Source organism: Holdemania massiliensis AP2 (assembly GCF_000327285.1).
Lineage (GTDB): Bacteria > Bacillota_I > Bacilli_A > Erysipelotrichales > Erysipelotrichaceae > Holdemania > Holdemania massiliensis.
This window is the reverse complement of the sequence record NZ_HE998567.1, coordinates 925,186-948,163: the sequence shown is the minus strand read 5'-3', so window position 1 is coordinate 948,163 and position 22,978 is coordinate 925,186. Positions and strand designations below refer to the sequence as shown.

Below are 22,978 nucleotides of genomic sequence, written 5' to 3'. Positions count from 1 at the left end.
TTTTGCTTATATAGTCAATTTTAAGACTGCAGAACTCTAGGACTGGGACTTGTCAGGCAGAATAAAAAGAGATTATGTCAACGGCAAAACCGCGACTTGATGTGATAATTGGGAAACAGGCGGTTATCATACCGCAGATCTCTTTTTGAATACTTTTATATAATCTGCAAGGATTGGAAAAAACATTCATCAATGATAGAATAAGATGAAAAAGGAGAGGCACGATGCAGAATGTATTGATTTTGGGAGGCAGTTATTTTATCGGCAGACGAATTACAGAACAATGCTTAAAGGAAGGCTGGGCAGTAACCCTGTTAAACCGCGGCAGCCGGCCATGGACAGGTGAACCCGTCACTCAGCTGATCTGTGATCGGGATGATGCAGCGGCGATGAAGCAAGCGCTGAAGGGCAAAGCTTTTGAGGCAGTTATTGATGTTTCAGGGTTGAACCGAAAGCAGATTGAAATCGTCTGCGGCAGCCTGGATTGTCCGGTTCAGCATTGGGTTTTCATCAGTTCCAGCGCAGTTTACGATGTGGACCGGTGTGCGCTGCCGATCGCAGAAACTGAACCGCTGGGCGAAAATCCATATTGGGGACAATACGGTGCAGACAAAATCGCTGCGGAAGCGGCGCTGATCAGCAGCTGCACGAAGCGGGGGACCGCTTTGACGATTCTGCGTCCGCCGTATATGTATGGCGAATACAATTATGTTCAGCGGGAAAGTTTTATCTTTCATCATTTGACACAAAACCAGCCAATTTTGATTCCTGCCTCAGACAATCGCATTCAATTCTGCTATACCGGGGATTTGGCGAGCGTAATTACCACTTTGCTAGCGCTGCCAGCGCAGGGCATTGAAATTTATAATGTTGGCGACAAGCAGGGTGTGAGCTTCAGTGAATGGATTCAACATTGCGCAAATGTCTGCGGCATCCAAGCTAATATTATCCCGGTCCATGACGCTAAATGGAAGGCTAAGGATTACTTTCCTTTCCGCGATTATGATAACGTGCTGGATGTGTCTAAAATCCATCAGATTGTAATGGAAGATACGCTATTTGAAACAGGGCTGGCCAAAGCTTATCAATGGTATTGTGAAAACCAACATGAAATTTTATTTAAGCCGAAACTGACAGCGAATGAGAAACAGATTCTAAGCGAGCTGGGAGTAAAATAACAGTTCAACTGAATAAGCTCAGTGACAGCGAAGATTAGATACGAAAGCAGCGGGAATACCCGCTGTTTTTATGTTGCAGGAAAGCTTGACAAAAATAGATTACAAATGTAATATGTAATTGTATTACAACTGTAATCTAAAAGAGGTGGACTTATGAAAGCAGAAAAAATTACTGATGCTGAACTGGAAATTCTCAAGGTGCTTTGGCAGAATGAACCGCTGACGGCCAATCAAATCGTGGATGAGGTATCGCGGCACAAAGCGTGGAATGTCAAAACAATCCGCACGCTGATCTATCGCTGTGAAGAAAAAGAAGCTGTATTTGCGGACCGCAGCCAGCGTGAAATTTTATACCGGCCGGCGATCAGCCGCAAGGACTATACTCGTCAAACACAGAGAAGTCTGGCGGATAAGCTGTTTAACGGTTCAATGAGCCGGATGATGCTGAATTTTATGGAAGAAGTTGAACTGAGTGAAGAGGAACTGGCAGAGTTAAAGGAAATGATCCGTCATGCTGAAAAATAGTCTTCGGGCACTCTTGGAAATTTCATTGCTGGTCAGTCCGCTGATTCTTATTGTATTGATTTTGCGGAGAAAGTTTCTTAAGCGATTAGGCAAAACCGCACGGCTGCTGATCTGGGTGCCGCTGCTGCTTCAGCTGATGGTTCCTATTTCCTGGTCTTCATCCAGCAGTCCTTACCAACCGCTGACAGATCAGATTCAGCTGCATTTTGCGCAGACCGCTTCCGCGGATCAGCAGCCACTGTTGGAAGATTCACAACAGGATCATGCTGAGAAGACCGATGCGTTATTGCCGCAGCCTGTGACGTCAGTTTCATCTCTGGAGATTGCGACGGGAATCTGGATTCTTGGCCTGCTTGGATCACTTCTGGTTAATGGTCTGTCGCAGATATTTTGCCGCAGACGGCTTCAGCTGCATGCCAGCACGCCAAAGAAAACTCAGTGGATTCAGGAACAAATGCGTCAGACACGATGCCTGCGTGTTCCGGTTCTGGAGAGTCCGGTGCTGAACAGCTGCGCAATTTACGGCAACCTGTTTCCGCAGTTAGTCATCGGTGAAAATTGGGATCAGTGGTCATTGGAGGATCAGCAGCTGATGATCTGGCACGAATGCTACCATCTGCGTTACGGCCATCCGTGGTTATGCGGAATATTCCGGCTGTTGGAAATCCTGTATTGGTTCAATCCCTTTGTCAGATTAATGATCAGGCAAATTCGTCAGGATCTTGAAACCTTCATTGACGACCGTCTTCTGCAGGACCAGCCGCCGCAGAAACGCTGTCATTACGCTGCGATGATTCTATCTGCCGCGACTGATCCGCAGCACAAAGCACTGCAGTGTCTGAGCAGTCAAAGCTCTAAACAACGGCTTAAAGAAAGGTTGGGATTGATTGTGCATCAGAAACGGACCCCCTGGCTGCTTGCCGGGATGATCGTCATCCCGGTGATTGGCTTCTGCGGATTTATGCTGCAAAGGCCACAACCGTTAGCTTCTCAGATGAACACAGTAACATTGGATGTTTCTGACTTAGCGGATTATGAGTATTCGCTCTATCTGGAATCTTTGCAGGTTCATGTTCAATGCCAGGGCAAACCTGAAGCGTTGAAACAGATCCAGGAAAAAGATCTTAAAGCGTCACTCTCCGCATCCGCGCTTCGGCAAAACGGAAAACCAGTTCAGCTGAATGAATTGCAGGCGGGACGGGTAAGCGCTGAGATTCAGTGGATGCTGCCCGAATCTGATGCCTGGGTATGTACTGGAAAAGAAACGACTGTACCACTGACCGTAAGTCTGCTGCCCAAAGACCAACCTGCCCCTGTTCTTCCGGAAAAAGCAGCCCAGAAGGAAATGACAGCGCCGCTTAAAAACCCTGTGGTTCTGTGCGGCTGGGGTTGTCATCTTGGACATGAGGCTGTGGATATCTTTGATCCAGATGATGATCATGCCGCTGTATTGGCGGTATCAAAGGGGATTGTAGCGGAAGCCGGCTATTCGGCAGTCAATGGAAATTATCTTGTTTTGGATCATGGCGACGATGTGCAGAGCTATTATATGCATTTGGAAAGTCTTGATGTGAGTCAGGGACAATCAGTTCAGCAGGGTGATAAACTTGGAAAGATCGGATCTACCGGAGCGGCTCAAACGATTTCCTTGCATTTCTTTCTTATGGTTGATGGAATTCGGTATAATCCGGAAGCGCTGCTTCGTTAAGTCGCTGTTTGCCGACAATCGGCGGCAGCGAGAAAAATGGAAAGGAGGGAAATAAATGCTTGAACGGGGTGCTGTTTGTCTGATTGAAATTTCGCTTTTAAGCAGTCCGTTGATTCTTGTCTTACTGGTTTTGCGCAGCAAGGTTTTCCGGCATCTCGGCAAAACCGCAAGACTGCTGATCTGGGTGCCGCTGCTGCTTCAGCTGATGGTTCCGATTCAGCTGACCTCTGTTTACAGCCCTTATCAGAAGCTGGATGAAACAGGAGTAAAGGAGAAAATGGACACGCTGGCTAACCAGCCCATATTTGTCCAGCGCCAGCCCGTGCAGCCAGAGGGAAAAACCTCTGATGACGCATGGGTCATGCCGCAGAAAAAGGTCTGGACGCTCAGTGGGATCGCGTCTTGGATTTGGATTTTCGGAGTCTTTGTGGCTGCGTCTGTGAATGGAATTGGCCGCCTTCGCTTGAAACGTCGTCTGAATTTGCAGCCCTGCAGCAGGGAGCTGGAGGAAGAATCACGGCAGTTGATGCGTCAAAGCCGTTGTCTTAGCGTTCAGGTAGATCAAAGCGCGGCTGTACACAGCTGTGCCATTTACGGAAATTGGAAGCCGCACCTGGTTTTGGGAACTGACTTTAAGCAAAGAACCGCGGAAGAAAGACAAACGATGCTTTTGCACGAATGTCTGCATTTGAGATATGGACATCCGTGGTTTCTGGGCTTGATTCAAATCTTGGAAATCGTTTATTGGTTCAATCCTTTAGTCGGACTGATGATGAATCAGCTGCGGCTGGATCTGGAATATTTTATTGATGAAAAACTGCTGGAAGACAAACCGCAGACAGTACGGATTCGCTATGCGCAGCTGCTGCTTTCGTTAGCGGCGGATAAGGATCAGCACGCTTTGCAGTGTCTGAACAGCCAGCGGACACAAACACGCTTAAAAGAAAGGTTGGGATGGATTGTGAATAAAAAACGAACACCAGGACTGATTGCCGCAGGAGTTGTCATTCTCGTTCTGGTCGGCAGCGTCGGCTTGATGCTGAAACCAGAAGCTCAGTCAGGATGGGAAATGAAGATGCAGCTGACGTTAATCCAAAATGAAACGAATCCTGTAGAATTGGTTGGAGATCCAGATCAGATGGTGTGGTGCGAAGGATCTAAAAAGGCCCTTGAATCGATGGGGATGCAGGTCCCGGTGATCGCCCATGCCGAGGTTTGGCAGACACCTTTCGGTGAGCCGTTGACACTGAGAGACATGCAGCTGGGAGCGGAATCGGCAGTCAGCTTGGAATGGGGTGAAATACCCAACTCTGTGGAATGCTTTATGCCTCAGGGCAAGATCTTGGTGAAGTTAACTGAGGATCAGCTTCAAAGACCTTATCCGGAAGCCGACGGCGATGAAACAGTGCAGCTGCTGAATGCAATATCCCCGGTTGAAAATTGGAAAATTACCTGCGGCTGGAACTGTTATGCGGATCATCAGGCTCTGGACATTACGGATCCTGATAATAAACGAGCACCAATTCTGGCAACTGCTGACGGTCAGGTTTTTGCAACCGGTTATAATACGATTCAGGGAAATTATGTGATTTTGGAACACAGTGAGGGGATTCAGAGCTTTTACGGCCATTTGGATGAGATTCAGGTTCAAGAGGGCGATCAGGTTAACCAGGGACAAACCCTGGGGGTGATGGGAATGACGGGCCGTGCGACCGGACCGCATGTTCATTTCTATTTCATGCAGGACGGCATCGCTTTGGATCCATCCGGATTGTTTGAAGAATAGAAAGATTATGAAAGAACTCGGAAAAACCGAGTTCTTTTGTTGCTCAGAAAGCGGATTCACGATATACTGAGCCTAAAGGTGAAGGAGGATATTTATGAGTACCCTAGACTATCATATTCATACGATCGTCAGCACGGATGCGGATTACACACCGGCTGAAATCATTGCCATGGCTAAGGAAAACGGTGTGAAAACCCTGGCGATTACGGATCATAACAATGTAGCCAGTATCGCAGAAGCGATGCAGTTGGGGGCGCAGAATGGAATTCGCGTGATTCCGGGAATTGAAATTGACTGTGAATTTGAAGGCGTCGGTCTGCATATGACGGCCTATCAAATTGATTATACCGATCCGCGCTATGATGCGTTGTTCCATTATTATTACGATCAGTCTGTTGAAAATACATGGAAAGCCAAACATCAGTTCTGTGAGGCGATGCATCTGGATCTGCCGGATGCAGCGTTAAAATCAATTGCCAAGGATAACATTCTTGTGCCGGAGGACATCGGTGCCTATTTGTTAAGTCATGCTGAATTTGATGGTTTGGCCTGGCTGGACCCTTATCGTGAAGGCGGCAGCCGCAGCGATAATCCAAACGTGAATTTTTTCTGGGATTTCTTTTCACAGGGAAAACCGGGTTATACGGCCGGATCCAAGAAGACGGCAGCGGAAGTTATTGAACTTATCCATCAAACCCATGGGGCAGCGGTCGTTGCTCATCCAGGAGCGAATTTCAAAGGAAAAGATGAAGTTCTGGCACGGTTACTGGACAGCGGTGTTGACGGTTTGGAGGTTTACAGCAGCTATCACAGCGAAGCTGAAACTTTGCATTATCGGCAGATGGCGCTGGATCATCACCTGTGGATGAGCTGCGGCAGTGATTTCCATGGACACCACAAGCCGGCTATTCGCATCGGCGGCTTGCCTTATCTGAAGGATGAAGCGGAAATTCATCGCTTTTAAGCCCTGTTTTACAACTTTTTCGTGATTTTTACAGGCTGCTTTGATATAATGATAAAGTCAATTTTGGAAGGTGGTTATTAATTATGGGACGAGCACATGAAGTCCGTGCGGCAGCCATGGCCAAAACAGCTGCAGCGAAATCCAAATTATATTCGCGTTATGGCAAAGAATTGTTGATTGCGGCAAAAGCGGGGGTTCCGGATCCGGAAATGAACCTGGGTCTGAAGCGGAAGATTGCCGAAGCCAAAGCCAATCAGGTGCCGGCGGATGTCATCAAAAGAGCGATTGAAAAGGCTAAGGGCGGCAGTGGGGAAAACTATGATTCCTGCCGTTACGAGGGTTTTGGTCCAGGGGCAGCGACAATCATTATCGACTGTCTGACCGACAATACCAACCGCAGCGTCAGCGCTGTAAAAACATGCTTCAACAAGGCTCATTGCAAAATGGGCGTCGCCGGCTGTGTTTCGCACAGCTATGATAACGTGGGTCTGTTCAACTTCCCTTATGAAGATGAGGAAGGCATGCTGGACACGCTGATCATGGCTGAAGTCAATGTCATTGATATTGAAAGCGAAGAAGGCAGTATGACCGTAACTGTGGATCCGACGGATTTCCATAAAGCGAAGGAAGCGATTGATGGATTAATTCCGGAGGTGGAATACGAAGCCTGCGAAATTACAATGCTGCCGCAGGAATATGTTACGCTGGACAGCGATGAGGATAAAGAATCCTGGAATCGTTTACTGACGATGCTGGATGACTGCGACGACGTTCAGAAGGTTTATCACAACGTACAGTCTGAATAAGAAAGAAAAAACGGCTGATTGAAAGCCGTTTTTCTGTGGGACAGAAAACTTGCGGTTTAGAAAATGGTACCACCGCCGTCAGCACGAAGAGTCTGACCGGTGATGTAATTGGAAGCTTCGCTGGCTAAGAAGACAAGAATTGGCGTCAGATCTTCATAAGCGGTACCGATTCGGCCGATGGCTGGAACTTTAAAACCCAGTGTTTCCGGTTTGCGCTGGCCTTCCGGAAAGGAATCAATAATCATCTGCATTTTTGGTGTGATCGCAGTTGGGCTGATGCAGTTGACGTTAATGCCATCCTTGCCCCATTCCCGTGCCGTAACCATAGTCAGTCCGCGGATGGCTTCCTTGATTGAAGCGTAGGCGGCATAACCTTCCGCACCCGTTAGGCCGGCAGGGGAGGCAAAGTTAATGATTTTGCCTTTGGATTCTTTTAAATAGGGATAGCAGAGACGCATTAAGCGCCATGTAGCCAGATAGCCGCTTTCAAATACAGTCATCAGATCCGCTTCCGTTTGTTCAAGAAACGGACTGCCCGGTTTGGCATTGACAGCATTGTTGATCAGAATGTCAATGCGTCCGAATTGATCGGTAGTTTGATGAACCAGGTTTTCAAGCTGAGTCTTGTCTGTAATATCGCAGACGACAGCCAGTACCTGCGCGTCTCTCTGCCGGCAGGCTTCAGCCGTTTCCTCCAACTTGGACGCGGTTCGGGCGCAAATCGCCAGCGATGCTCCTTCTTCTGCGAAGCGAATGGCGGTTTCTCTGCCGATTCCGCCGCTGCACCCTGTAATCAGGGCTACTTTTCCATCTAAGATTTTCAACACGATCCCTCTTTTAATTTAACTGTACGCTCAGCAGGAAGGGAAAACAATCGTTTTGTTAAGTAGTGCATCATATTCACAAAGTGATCTGAAGGAAAGCTTGAAAATAATCGAAACCGTCGACGGATGAATGAAAGTTTTCCTTCAAGTTAGTTTTTTGTTATAATGATAAATGAAGGAAAGGAATTCATCATGAAACGAATATTGACTTACGGTACCTATGATCTTCTGCATTGGGGACATATCCGTTTATTAAAGCGCGCGAAACAATTGGGGGATTATTTGATCGTCGGTTTATCAACTGATGAGTTTAATGCGATTAAAGGCAAGAAGGCTTATCACAGCTATGAAGAACGCAAGATGATGCTGGAGGCTATTCGCTATGTAGATTTAGTTATTCCTGAGAATGAATGGGGTCAAAAGGCCAAGGATATCCAGGAATATCATGCGGATGTCTTTGTCATGGGCGATGATTGGGAAGGCAAGTTTGACGAACTGAAAGCTTATTGCGAAGTGGTGTATCTACCGCGGACAGAAGGAATATCGACAACGAAAATTAAAGAAGATCTGGAGAAGCTGAAATAAGGAAGCCGATTCATCGCAGCTGAATCAGAGGTTCCAGTAAAAAAAGAAGTCTGGGCTATTTCTGAAAATAAAACTTACAGAAATGCAGACTTCTTTTCTTTTGCTGCTTTTTAAGATGAGCTTATAAACTTGTAAATCATGTTTATCATTAACTCTCCATTATACATATTGCGGAAAAATGGAAAAAGTCCCACTGATAATCGAAGAAAGTTGAACTTTTATACCAGAAATTCAAATTTTTATGAAACTTGTTTTAAAAAGGATCAATAATGGGCAAGATTACTTGCTTAAAATACAAAAAAAACTGCAGTCCATGCCGCAGTTTCCTTGATCCGTTATCCTTGATTAAAGTAAAATCGGTCCGCCGATTTCTTTTTTTAACAAGGCCTGTCGCTGAGGTTCCTCCATTTGGGAAGCATACAGCTGGGTTGTACGATATTCCAGTCGTCGGTAAGGCTCAGCAACGGCAGCGAAGCGGGAAGCGATGCGGACTTCACTGGCACGCAGCTGTTTTAGATAACGTCTTCCCGTTTCGTTGAAGGCCAGCGGACGAAGGGTATCTAACGGCGGCAGGCTGCGGATCTCGTCCCAATGAATTTGACACAACAGCTGCAGGCAGGTTCGCTGAATCCGTGAACGAGTATAACGGCGGTTCACTGCAGCGTTAATGAAGCTGTCCCAATCCGGTGAAACTTCTGCACAGTGAGCCAAATGGACTTCAATGCCTTCGCAGAACAGAAAATAGGTTTTTAAGTTGGAGGCAGGCATCGTCAGAAGCAAAGTTCTTAAATAAGGATAGAACTGGGCTAATTGAACACGCGGGCCGTTTTCCAGAGCTTCGGCCATGGGTGTCTGTTCGTTGGAATAATACCCTTCGTTTGCGGCTAGGCGTATCGCTTTGGCGCTGGCGATAGGGCCCTGCAGCTCTGTATCATGATAGCCAACGGTGCGCTGAATTGTATACGGAGTAATGGAACTGTCCTGCAGCTGCTTCAGATAAGCGACGCCCAGGATATCGTTAGGCAGCATCGCTTTTGCCCACAGTCCGTAAGCCTTCGGAAATGCCAAACCTTCACCCATGGACTCCTTAAGATGATCAGGATTGATCGGCATTGCGGCGATTTCCATCAGTTCCTGCAGGTTATTGCTTTCCGATCCAAAGACCAGCGCTGAAACCTGCGCCTGTTTTAACAACGTCACCGCGCCTTGGGCAAAATGCGAGGCGCTTTGAGTTACCCAGGGATAGGGCAGCTCGATAATCAAATCAACTCCATGCCGGACAGCGGTTTCCGCCCGCTTCCATTTATCCAAAATCGCCGGTTCCCCACGCTGAACAAAGTTTCCTGACATGACTGCGACCAAAACATCACAGCCGGTGAGTGCGCGCGCCCGCTCAATATGATATTCATGTCCGTGATGAAACGGATTGTATTCAACGATGATTCCGCATGCTTTCATAAGCAACCTCCAGATCTTTCCAAGCCCTGACTTAAGCAGAACTGCAGCAGTATTTTCCGCTATCGTTCACTATGATACCATAAACATTCGTGAAATGCTCACAAACCAGAGAATCGCTATGATATAATAAACACGGAATCCGAGGTGAAACAAAAATAATGGATGAAAAACAAAAGATAGCGACTACGATTTATCGTCCGAAAGGCCAGCCGCGGGCGATTTTCCAGATTTCGCATGGGATGGCAGAACATCGGCTGCGGTATGCCGAATTTGCCCAGTTTCTGGCAGAGCGGGGATTTGTCGTCGTCACCAGCGATCATCGCGGACATGGCGGCAGTGCCGTTAATGCGAATGAGCTGGGATATTTCAATAAGCATAAAGGCTGGCAGAAATGCGTCAATGATCTGTATGAATTAATGATTCAGGTCAAACAGGAATATCCGGATATCCCTGTGATCCTGTTCGGCCACAGCATGGGATCGATCATGGCGCGCAGCTTTGTCAAACGCTACGATGCCCTGCTTAACGGACTGATTTTATGCGGAGCGCCAAACTACAATCCGGCGGCATCACTCGGTCGGATCGCGGCGAAAACAATCATCACGTTCAAAGGCGATCATTACCGCAGCAAGTTTCTCGATCAGCTGGTTCAGGGATCCTTTAATAAGCAAATTCCCAATCCCCGTACCTCTCTGGATTGGCTGAGCAAAAATCCGGACAACGTTGATGCCTACATGACGGATCCGCTGTGCGGCTTCATGTTTACGGCTTCAGCCTATGACGATATGTTCTATGGAATTCAGGACATGCATGATCTGATGCGGTGGAATCTTAAAAACCCGAAGCTGCCGGTGCTGTTTATTGCCGGAGGCGATGATCCGGTTACCGGCGGTCGCAAGGGCTTGGAAAGCTCGGCGGCGACGCTGCGGGAAGCTGGGTATGACGATATTGAGATGCGGGTGTTTAAAAGCCTGCGGCATGAACTGCTCAATGAAAAAGAAAAGGATCAGGTCATGGCGGAGATTCTCGACTGGATCAGCCGCAAGGTGGAGGGCTGTGCTGATCTGCAGCCGGCTTCAAAGGCGGAATAATCATCTGAAAATTACCTTAAAAACTCCAGCTGCAGCGTTTTCAGACTGGCGAAAAAACCCGATGTTAAGCTTTAAAAGTTATCATTGACTTTAGTCTGGTTTTTACATATAATAAAGGCTGTTAACGAAATAGGGTGAACTGCGCGTGAAATGGTCTAAGGCTGAACTGATCAATCAAGGGAATCAAGAACTCACAATTAACGAGGCTGTAACTTTTGATCCGACAAGTTGGGCAACGGATCGTCTTCGGGATTTGAAGAACGTAACGGTGACAGGCAGCGGACATTATGATCCTGACCTGCAGCGTTTTGAAGCGGATCTCAAGATCACGGGTGATATGGTGGTTCCCTGCGCGGTGTCGTTGGAAGACGTCATCGTGCCGTTTGAGACTTCTTCTCACGAAGTGTTCTCTTTCCTTCCGTGCGAGGAAGATGAGGTTCATGTTCTGAAGAAGGATGTACTTGAACTCTACCCGGTCGTCTTTCAGCTGATCCTGGCCGAAGTTCCGCTCAAAGTAGTCAAAAGCGGAATTTCCTATCCCAAGGGAGAAGGCTGGGAAGTCATCAGGGAAGAAGATTACAACCGGCAGAAAAAACAAGAAATTGACCCTCGTTTAGCGAAACTGAAAGAATTCAAGTTTGATGATTAGGAGGTGCTGACACATGGCTGTACAACAGAGAAGAAATTCTAAGACAAGAAAGGCAAAACGCAGAACGCATTTCAAGCTGACGGCTCCGACGCTGGTTAAATGCCCGGCTTGCGGTGAATACAAGCTGCCGCATCGCGTTTGCTCCTGCGGTTCCTACAACGGCAAATAAAACAAAAAGAAGATATCGGAAGATCAAATCCGGTATCTTTTTTTATTTTAATAGATAAGTTGAAAATAATTCAATTAGATTAAGAAACAAAACTTGATTTATTTTGATCATCTTCGACAAAAAGCCTGTGTTTAAGCCAAATGGTAAAAATTGGTTAACAAATTATGACAACTTAATGACGTTTTATTAAAATAAATTCTTGGCATTTGCGTGTACAGTGTTATAATTGTGGTGTGAAGTGGCATAAAGTGGTAGATTGTGGGTGATTGATCGTGTTCATGGGCGAATACAGACATAACATTGACGCCAAGGGCAGAATGATCATTCCTGCCCGCTTTCGCGATGAACTGGGCAATCGCTTTGTCGTTACCCGCGGTCTTGACGGCTGCCTGCGCACCTATACGATGGCGCAGTGGGACGCCGTGTTTGAGCAGCTGAAACGGCTGCCTTCCACTAAACGGGAAACCCGGATGTATATTCACATGCTGACGTCCAAAGCGGCGGAGTGTGAACTGGACAGCCAGGGACGAATTTTATTGCCTGCCGCTTTAATCACAGAGTCCAAAATTGAAAAAGAATGTGTTGTGGTCGGAGTTGCGGATCACGTGGAAATTTGGGCTAAGGAACGCTGGGACGACTACTACAATGAAGCCAGCGCTTCATTTGAGGATGTTGCCGAACAGCTCACGGAGTTTCTCGTATGATAAAACATTACAGTGTGTTGCTTAAAGAGTCCGTCGATGCTTTGAATTGCAGGCCGGACGGAATTTATGTTGACGGAACGTTGGGACGGGGCGGTCACAGCCTGGAAATTGCCCGGCGGCTGCAGACCGGTCAATTATACGCTTTTGATTTAGATGAACAGGCCTTAACAGAATCCCGGCAGCGTTTGGCGGAAGTTGCGGATCGCGTGACTCTGATCCGTGCTAATTTCGCTCAGATGCAGGATGAGCTGAATTTGCGGGGTGTGCATGGCGTTGATGGAGTCGTCATGGATCTGGGCGTTTCTTCACCGCAGTTTGACGATGCCCAGCGGGGTTTCAGCTATCGCTATGAGGCGCAGCTGGACATGCGGATGGATCAGAGCCAGCCGATCTCAGCCTGGAATCTCGTCAATGAACTGGAAGAAAAAGAATTAAGTGCACTGCTGTGGAAATATGGCGAGGAAAGCTATTCCCGCTCCATTGCCCGGCAGATTGTCAAAGCGAGAGCTGTCAGCCCGATCAACACCACCTTTGAATTAGTGGATGTGATCAAAAAGGCGCTGCCAGCCAAAGTGCTCAATAAGAAAGGACATCCTGCCAAGCAGACGTTCCAGGCTTTGAGGATCGCGGTCAACCGCGAACTGGATTCGTTAGAAACAGGCCTGCAGGCGGCGATGTCTCTGCTGAATCTCAACGGCCGGATCGCGGTCATCACTTTTCATTCACTGGAAGATCGAATCGTGAAGGAAGCCTTCCGACAAGCCTCCAGCGTGGAGAAAATTGATCCGCGGATACCGCTTTTGCCAAGTCAGATCACACAGCCGAAATTCCGTCTGATCAGCCGCAAGCCGATTTTGCCAAGCGGTGAAGAACTGGCGGAAAACAATCGATCACATTCCGCGAAATTACGCGTTTTAGAAAGGATAGGGGATTAGAATCATGGCTAAGTTAGTGAAAAAGAAGAAGAAGCTAAGGTTAGAAGGATTTGCTGCAGTGCTGCTTTTTTTCGCCTCAGTTTGTTATGTTTCTTCTTCATTATTCTTACGGACATATAACAACTCACTGAGCGCGCGCCAACAGAGCGTATCCCGCGATATCGCGGCACTGCAGACTGAAAATGACGCTTTAAAGATTGAAGTTCAGAGCTTGAGCACCCGCGACCGCGTCACCGGCATCGCCGCCGAGGATGGCATGACCCAAAATCAGGGGAACATTGTGACCATTGCCAAAACTGGAGAGTAGTCAGAAATGCGGCAAAGCAATCGCATGATACTGCTGATTCTGCTGGCAATTTTGCTGATCAGCGGACTGGTCACGGCGAATGTTTTTTTAGTGGCCGTCGTCAAGGTTCACGCCCGCAGCGGCACGGATTTGACGGACTATGTTTCTGCGAGCAATGTCCATCGTCAGGTTCAGCAGGCGCGCCGGGGATATATTTTAGACCGCAATGGAACGATCATTGCCCAGGATAACGTGACTTATAATATTATCGCCGTGCTGGATAAGGACCGGCAGAGCCGCAAGGGTGAAATTGCCTATGTGGACGATCCGCTGGCAACCGCGCGGGCGCTGGCGCCCATTTTAGGCATGGAGGAATCTACGATTTACGGCTATCTGACCAAGAACGCCAAGCAGGTTGAACTGGGCAATAAAGGCCGAAATCTGCCGCGGGAAACTAAGGAAGCGATCGAAGCGCTGGACCTTAACGGCATTGAATTCGTTCAGACGACAAAACGTTCCTATCCCCTGGGGACCTTTGCTTCTTATTTGATTGGGTTTGCCCAGGCCGATGACAGCGGAGAAGTCAGCGGCAAGATGGGAATTGAACAGTATATGAACGCCGCACTAAGCGGTGAAGATGGTTATAAACGGTATCAGGCTGATAAAAATGGCAATATTCTGCCGGGTATGAAGATGGAAGAAAAAAGCGCCGTGAACGGCAACGACGTGATTTTAACCTTGGATCAGGGGATTCAGGAAGCGCTGGAGTCCGCATTTGTCCAGACGCAGGCTGAATTCAATCCGGATAAGGTATGGGGTTCGGTCATGGAAGTGGAAACCGGCAAGATTCTGGCTTGGGGTCAGTCGCCTTCTTTTGACCCAAACACGATGAATATTGATGATTATGTCAACTATGTTTCACAGATGCCGTATGAGCCGGGGTCAACGATGAAGGTATTTACGTATGCCGCCGCGATCGACAGCGGGGCGTATGACGGCAGCGCGCTGGTTGACAGCTCTAAGTTTTGTTATGCGGCCTCCAACCGTAAGCCGTATCGCGTTTCGCAGGGAGATTCCCGCAAAATCGGATGTATCGGCAATGCTTCCGGAAAAAGCTGGGGCATGATTCCGTATGACTTGGGATTGGTGTATTCCTCCAACGTTGTTACCGCAAGCATTATTACAAGTCTGATTGAACCGGAGGTTTATGAGGACTATCTGGACCGCTTCGGCTTTTTTAAGCTGGTTGATACGGATGGCATTGCGGAAACCACCGGTGTTAAAAACTTCACTTGGCCGGCGGATAAACTGGCGCTGACATACGGACAGGGCTCGACAGTAACAATGCTGCAGATGATTCAGGCGTATTCCGCTATTTTCAATGATGGTACGATGGTCAAACCGTATGTCATTGATCAGGTGCGCTCCTCCTATGATGATCAGAATGTCCTGTATCAGGGACAGACGCAGGTTGTCGGCAATCCGATCAGCTATGAAACATCACAGCAGGTGCAGCAGCTGATGTACGATACGGCCAATCGCGAGGACGGTACCGCTCGTTTTTATCAGATTCCTGAGACGACGATCATTGCCAAAACGGGAACAACGCAGCTGGCAGCTGTGGGCGGCGGTGGTTACAGTACCGGCAAGACGATTGTTTCTTTAATGGCGGCGATGCCGGCAGAAGATCCGAAAATATTAGTGTATTATGCCTTTCAGGCGGAATATGATAAGAATGCCCATGTCAAGTCCGATGCGATTAAATCCGTGCTGCGCAAAGTCGCAATGACTTATAATTTTGCCGGACAGCTGGAGGCGGCTGAACCCAAAGAACCATCCGCGGAAATCGTTCCGATCCATGAATCAACGATGCCTTCTCTGATCAATCACTCATTGGAGTATGCTCAAAACAAGATGGCGGAGAGCGAATGTGAGGTGATTGTCCTCGGCGGCGGTGATGAGATTATCGATCAGTTTCCGCAGGAGGGAGACCTGGTCGTCACCCGTCAGAAGGTGTTCTTATTAACGGATACCTATCAGATCAGCATGCCGGATATGACCGGCTGGACGCGTAAGGAAGTCAGCGGTTTCTGGAAAGCCAGCGGTCTGCCAGTCAAGATTGACGGGTATGGCAAAGTGACTTCGCAGAACATTCCGCCGGGCACATTGGTGAACAAACAGACCGCGATTGAAGTTGTACTGCAGGAATAGGAAAAAGCTGTTTAAATAGTTCCTGAGGGATTCAACGAAAAAATTGAAAAATCCGGATAGGTCATCGGCAAAACGCGGATGACCTTTTTTAAATCCACATAACAAAGACTTCTATACCTGTTCTTGTTTTTCAAAAGTCGTTTCCGTTGCACACTTTGCTTTCGTGTGCTACACTGAAAATATGAAAAACACCAATGTTTTAACGCAAAATGTAAATCGTTTATCATCGGAACTGTACTTTGTGCATGCTGATTATTTTGATGAGGGATTTATTTTATTCCTAGTGAATCAAGAAGTAATGCTCAGAACAAAAGAGGTGAAAGTTCAGCTTTATAATCTGAAAACAAAGGATTTGGATAAGGGAAATACCGTTGAGGATATTAAACAGGAAATCGAAGAAATCCATGATATACTCAATGACCAAATTACAAACCGGGATACAATGATCGAAGAACAGGAAAAGATCATTCAAAATCAGGATGAGATCATAAACGAGCTACGCAGACAATTAAAGAAATATCGGTTTACGGATACCATTAACACCCATAATCTAACCTCGGTTTATCCATCGATTATGAAACAAAGAAGCTAGGGAAGACCGTAAGATTATTCTGAATTCAGAGAGACTGCAGATCAATCGGCAGTTTTAAGTTGATACAGTTTTCTTTTTCCTCTATCCCCGGTGAAAGTAAACAAAAGAACTTGAAATAACTCAGGAATGTTCTATAATATAAAGGTAGGATCGCTTGCAACAGCGATACCCGTCATTCACTACCTCTTACGAGGGAAGTGGTGGACAGATAAACGCCGGTCTTTGTGAGAGAGTGCGGCGTTTTTTCTTTTTCGATCTATAATTTTCAGTCTGTATTCAAGAAACAGGATCGTTGTTTGGACGATCAGTATGAATTCAGAAAGAGAAATAGAGCTCAAAAGTTTTATGAATAGCTTCATAAAAAGCCCCTCCTTTCCTAAGCTCAGAAAAACAAGCTTGAAAACAATGAATCAAACAATGATCCATCCGGACGGGCAGCCGCTGTAAACAAAAGACCCTACAGGTTTAATATTGCGGAAAATTGGAAAAAGCCCCGCCAAAAATAGAAAAAAGTAAGGTTACAGCACAGATTTTATGAGTTGATTTTGTAAATTAATGAAAAAGTTCATCTGAATTAGAAGAACGCTGAATTGGAGTTTGCTTTTATACTTCAATTTTTGAACAGAATAAACATACCGGAATTGACGGATTCTCCTGTGTATTGCATCCGCAAAAACGGGTTTAAAGGAAAGAAGATGCGTCAGAACAAGGGGAAGGCTGATGGGGGCGAATCCTAAAAGCAAAATGTCATCTTGAAGATCCGCAAACAAAAGACAAAAGAAAGATTCGCATGTTTGCGGGTCTTTTTTCATAGGATGAAGCAGAGGTGATCGAATGCTGAGTACGCGGATCAAAAAACGCATCAATAAAATCGTGATCGGCGGTACGGTCATTTTTGCCTTGATCATCGGAAAGCTGGCCTGGATTCAAATTTTGGATCGGCAGAGCTTATTCTCCAAAGCGCAGGATCTATGGGAACGGGATTTTCCAGTTTCCGGACTGCGCGGCAATCTGCTGGATGTCAACGGCGAAGTCCTGGCGAGTGATATTCCCTCGACTTCTGTGATGGTTGTACCGGCCCAGATTGAAGATCCCGAAAGTACGGCGCAGCTGCTGGCAGAGATTCTTCAAACAGAAAAAGATAAAATTTACACGCAGATTACGCGCAAGGTTTCAACACAACGAATTGTGCCTTACGGACGCTTGATTTCCAACGAACAGGCCAAGGCGATTGATCATTTGGATTTAACCGGAGTGTATTTAGTTCAGGATTCCCTGCGCTATTATCCCAACGGCGCCTATCTGGCTCAGGTCTTGGGCTTTACCGGTGTTGACAATCAGGGCTTAGCCGGACTGGAACTGCAGTATGAGGAAATTCTGAAAGCGAACAAGGGAAGCATGAAAATTCCGTTTGACGCCAAGGGTCATCCGGTCAAGATCTATTCGGAACGCTATGAAGCACCGGGTCAGGGAATGGACGTCATGCTGACGATTGATACGCGGATTCAAAGTATTTTGGAGCGGGAATTAAACAATGCGATGGAGCGCTACAATCCGGATTCCGCCTGGGGAATGGCGATGAATCCCAACACCGGAGAAATTCTGGCGATGGTGTCCAAGCCGGACTTTGATCCTAATCATTATCAGGATTATGATGAATCGGTCTATAACCGCAATCTGCCGGTTTGGATGAGCTATGAGCCAGGTTCGACATTTAAGACGGTGACGTTCTCTGCCGGATTGGAAGAAGGTTTGTTCGATATGGAACACGATGGGTATTATGACCGCGGCTATGAAATCGTAGAGGGAGCGCGGTTAAAGTCATGGAAAGCCGGAGGTCATGGGCAGCAGACCTATATGCAGTGTCTGCAGAACTCGTCCAATCCCTGTTTTGTGCATATCGCGCAGATGCTGGGCGGGGACAATCTGAGCGAATATTTGGATAAGTTCGGATTTGGTCAGAAAACCGGCGTTGATCTGCCGGGTGAAGCCAAGGGTATTCTGTTTAATACTGACGATTGGGGTTTATTGGAACAATCGACAACGGGGTTTGGTCAGGGCATTTCCGTAACGGCAATTCAGCTGGTCACAGCCTTCTGTGCGATTGTCAACGGCGGAACATTATATCAGCCTTATATCACCAAGGCCATTCTGCATCCGACAACCAAAGATCCGATCGTTGAGGTTAAGCCGAATGCCGTGCGGCAGGTCATCAGCGAGGATACCAGCTTTAAGATGCGCTATGCTTTGGAAAGTGTCGTTGCGCTGGGCGGAGCCAAAGGTGCCTATATCGACGGCTATAAGATCGGCGGCAAGACCGGTACTGCCCAGAAAGCCAAGGACGGAGCTTATCTGAGCGGCGAGTATATTCTGTCCACGATTGCCGCCGCGCCGATTGATGATCCGCAGATTGTCGTCTATATTGCGCTGGATGCGCCGAAGTCCAACATTCAGTATGGCGGGACGGTTGTTTCGCCGATTGTCCGCAATGTCTTGGAAGATGTTCTGACGCTTTATGAGGTGAAGCGAACGGATGATCAGATGGCGAAAATCAAGCTGTGGACTGATCCGGTCACAATCGAGGTTGGGGATTATATCGGTCAGGAATACAAAAAAGTGAAAAATGAGAATCTGAAGCTGGTGAAGGTCGGCGAAGGGGATGTCGTTGTGGATCAGCTGCCAAGTCCGGGGGTGAAAATTGATGAACAAGGAACAGTCTGGCTGTACTGCCCGAAGACGGCGGCTAAATGAGCTGTTGCGGGTTATCGGAATCGAATGTCAGGAAACGGTGGAATTGAGCGGCATCAGCGACCGCGCGCAGGAAATTGGTGAAAATGGTCTGTTTGTCGCGCTTCAAGGAACACGAACAGACGGCCGGCAATGGGCAGAGCTCGTGCGCCAACGCGGCGGGTATGTTCTGAGCGATCAGCCGGGTGAGCGAACTTTCGTGCATCCGGATCCACGCTCTGTTTATCCGCTTTTGCTTCAGGCGTATTATGATTATCCAGCATTGAAGCTGACGATGATCGGCGTGACCGGAACCAATGGCAAGAGCACTGTCACCCAGCTGCTTTACGATCTGTTTTGCGAAAATGGACGGCGGTGCTGTCTGATCGGCACCGGCCGGATTTTGATCGAAGGCGAAAACCGCGCCAGTCCCAATACAACTCCGGATCCTTTGACGTTGGTGCGGTTATTGGATGAGGCTTGTCAGCGTGGGGTTGAGGTCGTGATTATGGAGGTCAGTTCGCAGGCTTTGGCAATGCATCGGGTAGATGGTCTGTTTTTTGATCTGGCAGTTCTGACGAATCTGAAGCAGGATCATCTGGACTATCACAAAACGCTGAAAGCCTATCAACAGGCGAAATTTCTGTTGTTTGAAAAATTAAAGGAAAAAGGCACGGCCATTCTCAACCAGGATGATCCGATTACTCGGCGTTGGCTGGCGAAGATCGGCAGACCGGTGTTTACCTATGGAGAGGAAAGCGTCAATTTTAGAATCAAACCGATTGCGGAAACCTGGAATTCACTGACCTTTGAGCTGAACGATCACCGCATTGAAACGCCGCTGGCCGGAGCGTTTAACCGCTATAACCTGACGGCTGCCCTGGCTTGCGGATTTGCCTTGGATCTGGCTTGGGAAAAAATGCTGGACTTTGCCCGTCATGCCCGGCTGCCGGAGGGCCGGATGGAAATTGTGACGGAGCATCCGGTGCTGGCCGTTGTGGATTATGCCCATACTGCCAGCGCGATGGAAGCGATGCTGAAGCATTGGCGAACGATGGCAGACAAACGCGGACGGCAGCTATGGGTCGTGTTTGGCTGCGGCGGTGATCGGGAAGCGGACAAACGGCCGCAGATGGGCAGGCTTGCCTGTACGTATTGCGATCACGTCGTGCTGTGCGACGATAATCCGCGCTCTGAAGATCCGAATCGAATTTTAGCGCAGATTGCCGAGGGCTGCGACGGCCGGCAGAAAATCATCCGCGAGCGGGGAGAAGCGATAAAATTTGTACTCGACGGCGCGCAAACTGATGATATAATAATAGTCGCTGGAAAAGGCGGGGAAACTTCCCTGATCCAGGACACGACAATGACTTGTCTCAGCGATCGGGAATGGATTGAACGATGGCTGGGGCAGGCGGGGAGGAAAGAAACATGTTTCTAACATTAGTCAGTGCCTTTGGAATCAGCCTCATCATCGTCTTAGTGACGATGCCGATGCTGATCTCCTATCTACATAAAATCAACTACAACCAGACAGTCAGCGAGTATTCCTTGGAAGAATACAAGCAGAAGCAGAAGACGCCGACGATGGGCGGCATCGTGTTTGTGCTGACGCCGTTATTGGTCACGCTTATCCTGCAGCCCTCAGCGATCCGTGATCTGCAGGCGATGATCGTGATGCTGGCGTATGTCGGCTATGGACTGATCGGATTTCTGGACGATTATATCATCGTGATCCGCCAGAACAACGAAGGGCTTAAGCCGCAGTACAAGTTCTTTCTGCAGCTGCTTCTGGCGGTGCTGTTCTTCTTTATGTACCGTCAAAATGCTTCGACCGATGTCATCCTTCCGTTTGTTCGGTGGGTGATTCCTTTAGGCGCACTGTATATGCTGCTGGTCTTCTTTATGTTTACCGGAGCTTCCAACGCCGTCAATCTGACGGACGGCATGGATGGCTTGGCAGCCGGGTGCAGCTTTCTGGCCTTTGCGCCGTTTGTGATGTTTGCGCTGCAGCAGGAAAAACTGGCGATCGCAACGTTTATCATGGCGGTGATGGGGGCGCTTTTGGGGTTTCTGAAATACAATTCGCATCCAGCCAAAATCTTTATGGGTGATACCGGTTCGCTGGCTTTGGGCGGTGCGCTGGCCGCGGTTGGCATGATTTTAAAGCAGGAAATTGCCGTCGTGGTGATCGGTGGCGTATTCGTATGGGAAACGCTGTGCGTCATCATTCAGATTTCTTCCGTAAAGCTGCGCGGGAAGCGGGTCTTCCGCTATACCCCGATTCATTACAGCTTTGTTTTAGGCGGCATGCGGGAAACGCAGGTCGTTCTGATGTTCTGGATTTTGCAGCTGGTCTGTACAGTGGCCGGCTTTCTGATAGGAGTGATGTAGGATGAAAGTCTTAATTATTGGTGCTGCCCGCAGCGGAACTCAGGCGGCTCTGTTATTGGCCGCGCATCATCATGCGGTGACGCTGACGGATATGAAGCAAATTGATGCCAAGCGGGAACTGGAAGAAGCCGGGGTTCAGGTACTGGACCACGGGCATCCGGAGTTTTTAAAGATGGAAAACTGGGATCTGATCGTGAAAAATCCTGGAATTCCCTATCAGGCTCCATTTGTGCAGTACTTTGTTGAGAAACAAGTGCGGATTGTCAATGAGATCGAAGTGGCTTCGTGGTTTACCGATCAGTTTGCCTATGCGGCGGTGACCGGGACCAACGGCAAAACGACGACAACGACGCTGCTGGCGGAATTGCTTCAGCGCAAGCGTCCCAATGCCCGGGCCGCCGGCAATATCGGCGTGCCGTTAAGTGAAATCGTGCGCGAACAGGGAGATCAGAAGACGGATATCGCCTTGGAAGTGGCAGCGTTTCAGTTAGTCGCCATGGAAAAATTTCATCCGGTTGTTTCCGTCTGTATGAATTTGACCCCGGATCATCTGGATTATTTCGGATCGTTGGACGCCTATTATGAGGCCAAGATGCGGGTTTGGAAAAATCAGCGCGATGACGATTGGTTTCTGATTAACTTAGACGATCCGGAAATCGTCCGCCGCTGTACCGATCTGCCTTGCCAGGGCGTGACGTTTTCGCTGAAGCAACCGGCTGACTTATGCGTTAAGCAAGATCAGGTCTGGCTGTTGGATCAGCCGCTGTTTGCGTTAAGCGATCTGCATCTGCCGGGCAAGCACAATCTGCAGAATGCGATGGTCGCGGCAGCGATGGCTATAAAAATGGGCGTCAGCGCCGATCAGATCCGCGCGGGCATCCAAGCCTTTAAAGGGGTGGAACACCGCATTGAGTTCGTGGCTGAAATTCAGGGAGCGCGCTATTACAACGATTCCAAAGGCACCAACGTCGATGCGACCTGTGTAGCGTTAAATGCCTTTGATAAACCGGTGATCCTGTTGGCCGGCGGGTATGACAAAAAAACCGGCTTTGAAGGATTGAAGCCGGTTCTGGAACGGATTAAAACGATGATTGTCTATGGCGAAACCCGCGCTCAGCTCAAGGCGCTGCGTCCGGATGCCATCGTCGTGGAAACAATGCAGGAAGCCGTTGATCAGGCCTATCAGCTGGCTGGGGAGGGCGATATTGTCCTGTTGTCGCCGGTCTGCGCGAGCTGGGATCAGTTTACCGACTATGAGCAGCGCGGCCGTCAGTTCAAGGAGCAGGTGCATGCGCTTGCCCGGCAAAGTATGGCCGCTTCTCAAACATCCCAGCCGGACTGAACAATTCCTTCAAAGAAAACAGAAAAAAGATCCGCCGTTCAGCT

21 protein-coding genes are annotated in these 22,978 nt (G+C 48.2%); 19 read left to right on the top strand and 2 right to left on the bottom strand.

Translation table 11 applies throughout. From position 1 onward, the window contains the following. Positions 1–224 precede the first annotated feature (224 nt). From BN162_RS04440 to BN162_RS04415, 6 genes are all read left to right on the top strand, one after another. Positions 225–1,178: an NAD-dependent epimerase/dehydratase family protein gene (locus tag BN162_RS04440; protein ID WP_020223876.1), complete on the top strand. Its 954-nt coding sequence runs from the start codon at positions 225–227 to the stop codon at positions 1,176–1,178. Positions 1,179–1,331: 153 nt separating this feature from the next. Beyond that, entirely contained in the window at positions 1,332–1,703 is a 372-nt protein-coding gene (locus tag BN162_RS04435; protein WP_020223875.1) for a BlaI/MecI/CopY family transcriptional regulator, read from the top strand. Then, on the top strand, positions 1,690–3,411 hold the full coding sequence (locus tag BN162_RS04430; RefSeq protein WP_020223874.1) for a M23/M56 family metallopeptidase: 1,722 nt from the start codon (positions 1,690–1,692) through the stop codon (positions 3,409–3,411). Before BN162_RS04435 ends, BN162_RS04430 begins: the two co-directional genes overlap by 14 nt. Positions 3,412–3,466: 55 nt before the next feature. Continuing rightward, entirely contained in the window at positions 3,467–5,197 is a 1,731-nt protein-coding gene (locus tag BN162_RS17705) for a M56 family metallopeptidase (protein ID WP_020223873.1), read from the top strand. Positions 5,198–5,291: 94 nt separating this feature from the next. Next, positions 5,292–6,161 (top strand): PHP domain-containing protein, encoded by an 870-nt coding sequence (locus BN162_RS04420; RefSeq protein WP_020223872.1) that lies wholly within the window; start codon positions 5,292–5,294, stop codon positions 6,159–6,161. An 83-nt stretch (positions 6,162–6,244) separates the two neighbouring features. After that, the gene (locus BN162_RS04415; RefSeq protein ID WP_020223871.1) at positions 6,245–6,967 is read left to right on the top strand and encodes a YebC/PmpR family DNA-binding transcriptional regulator; all 723 of its coding nucleotides are present in this window, start codon (positions 6,245–6,247) and stop codon (positions 6,965–6,967) included. 56 nt (positions 6,968–7,023) lie between these two features. On the opposite strand, the gene BN162_RS04410 is transcribed toward BN162_RS04415, so the two are convergent. Continuing rightward, on the bottom strand, positions 7,024–7,791 hold the full coding sequence (locus BN162_RS04410; RefSeq protein WP_020223870.1) for an SDR family NAD(P)-dependent oxidoreductase: 768 nt from the start codon (positions 7,789–7,791) through the stop codon (positions 7,024–7,026). Positions 7,792–7,983: 192 nt separating this feature from the next. On the opposite strand from BN162_RS04410, the gene tagD reads away from it, so the two are divergent. After that, positions 7,984–8,376: a glycerol-3-phosphate cytidylyltransferase gene (gene tagD / locus BN162_RS04405; protein ID WP_020223869.1), complete on the top strand. Its 393-nt coding sequence runs from the start codon at positions 7,984–7,986 to the stop codon at positions 8,374–8,376. A gap of 345 nt (positions 8,377–8,721) precedes the next feature. Here tagD and BN162_RS04400 read toward each other — a convergent pair whose 3' ends face one another. Continuing rightward, positions 8,722–9,834 carry a tRNA(Met) cytidine acetate ligase gene (locus tag BN162_RS04400; protein ID WP_020223868.1) on the bottom strand — a complete coding sequence of 371 codons (1,113 nt, stop codon included), beginning with the start codon at positions 9,832–9,834 and terminating at the stop codon, positions 8,722–8,724. Positions 9,835–9,992: 158 nt separating this feature from the next. Between BN162_RS04400 and BN162_RS04395 the strand changes: the two genes are divergently transcribed. The 12 genes from BN162_RS04395 to murD all read left to right on the top strand — a co-directional run bounded on the left by BN162_RS04395 (position 9,993) and on the right by murD (position 22,934). Then, positions 9,993–10,925, top strand: a complete 933-nt coding sequence (locus BN162_RS04395; RefSeq protein WP_020223867.1) for an alpha/beta hydrolase — start codon at positions 9,993–9,995, stop codon at positions 10,923–10,925. A gap of 145 nt (positions 10,926–11,070) precedes the next feature. Next, positions 11,071–11,574, top strand: coding sequence for a YceD family protein (locus BN162_RS04390; protein WP_020223866.1), 504 nt, complete (start codon positions 11,071–11,073; stop codon positions 11,572–11,574). A gap of 13 nt (positions 11,575–11,587) precedes the next feature. Beyond that, positions 11,588–11,743 (top strand): 50S ribosomal protein L32, encoded by a 156-nt coding sequence (gene rpmF / locus BN162_RS04385; RefSeq protein WP_006058885.1) that lies wholly within the window; start codon positions 11,588–11,590, stop codon positions 11,741–11,743. Between the two features lie 278 nt (positions 11,744–12,021). Further along, complete coding sequence (gene mraZ, locus BN162_RS04380; protein ID WP_020223865.1) at positions 12,022–12,447, top strand: division/cell wall cluster transcriptional repressor MraZ; 426 nt, start codon at positions 12,022–12,024, stop codon at positions 12,445–12,447. After that, complete coding sequence (gene rsmH, locus BN162_RS04375; RefSeq protein WP_020223864.1) at positions 12,444–13,382, top strand: 16S rRNA (cytosine(1402)-N(4))-methyltransferase RsmH; 939 nt, start codon at positions 12,444–12,446, stop codon at positions 13,380–13,382. The genes mraZ and rsmH overlap by 4 nt, the downstream gene beginning before the upstream one ends. A 4-nt stretch (positions 13,383–13,386) precedes the next feature. After that, entirely contained in the window at positions 13,387–13,689 is a 303-nt protein-coding gene (locus BN162_RS04370) for a hypothetical protein (protein WP_020223863.1), read from the top strand. Positions 13,690–13,695: 6 nt separating this feature from the next. Beyond that, complete coding sequence (locus BN162_RS04365) at positions 13,696–15,879, top strand: penicillin-binding protein (RefSeq protein ID WP_020223862.1); 2,184 nt, start codon at positions 13,696–13,698, stop codon at positions 15,877–15,879. A 181-nt stretch (positions 15,880–16,060) separates the two neighbouring features. Next, positions 16,061–16,471 (top strand): hypothetical protein, encoded by a 411-nt coding sequence (locus BN162_RS04360; protein ID WP_147612137.1) that lies wholly within the window; start codon positions 16,061–16,063, stop codon positions 16,469–16,471. Positions 16,472–17,305: 834 nt separating this feature from the next. Next, on the top strand, positions 17,306–19,222 hold the full coding sequence (locus tag BN162_RS04350) for a penicillin-binding transpeptidase domain-containing protein (RefSeq protein ID WP_020223859.1): 1,917 nt from the start codon (positions 17,306–17,308) through the stop codon (positions 19,220–19,222). Then, a complete protein-coding gene (locus BN162_RS04345; protein ID WP_020223858.1) occupies positions 19,173–20,639 on the top strand; it encodes a UDP-N-acetylmuramoyl-L-alanyl-D-glutamate--2,6-diaminopimelate ligase in 1,467 nt (488 codons plus the stop codon). Before BN162_RS04350 ends, BN162_RS04345 begins: the two co-directional genes overlap by 50 nt. After that, positions 20,630–21,592 carry a phospho-N-acetylmuramoyl-pentapeptide-transferase gene (mraY, locus tag BN162_RS04340; protein ID WP_020223857.1) on the top strand — a complete coding sequence of 321 codons (963 nt, stop codon included), beginning with the start codon at positions 20,630–20,632 and terminating at the stop codon, positions 21,590–21,592. Before BN162_RS04345 ends, mraY begins: the two co-directional genes overlap by 10 nt. 1 nt (position 21,593) lies before the next feature. Continuing rightward, the gene (gene murD, locus BN162_RS04335; protein WP_020223856.1) at positions 21,594–22,934 is read left to right on the top strand and encodes a UDP-N-acetylmuramoyl-L-alanine--D-glutamate ligase; all 1,341 of its coding nucleotides are present in this window, start codon (positions 21,594–21,596) and stop codon (positions 22,932–22,934) included. Positions 22,935–22,978 lie beyond the last annotated feature (44 nt).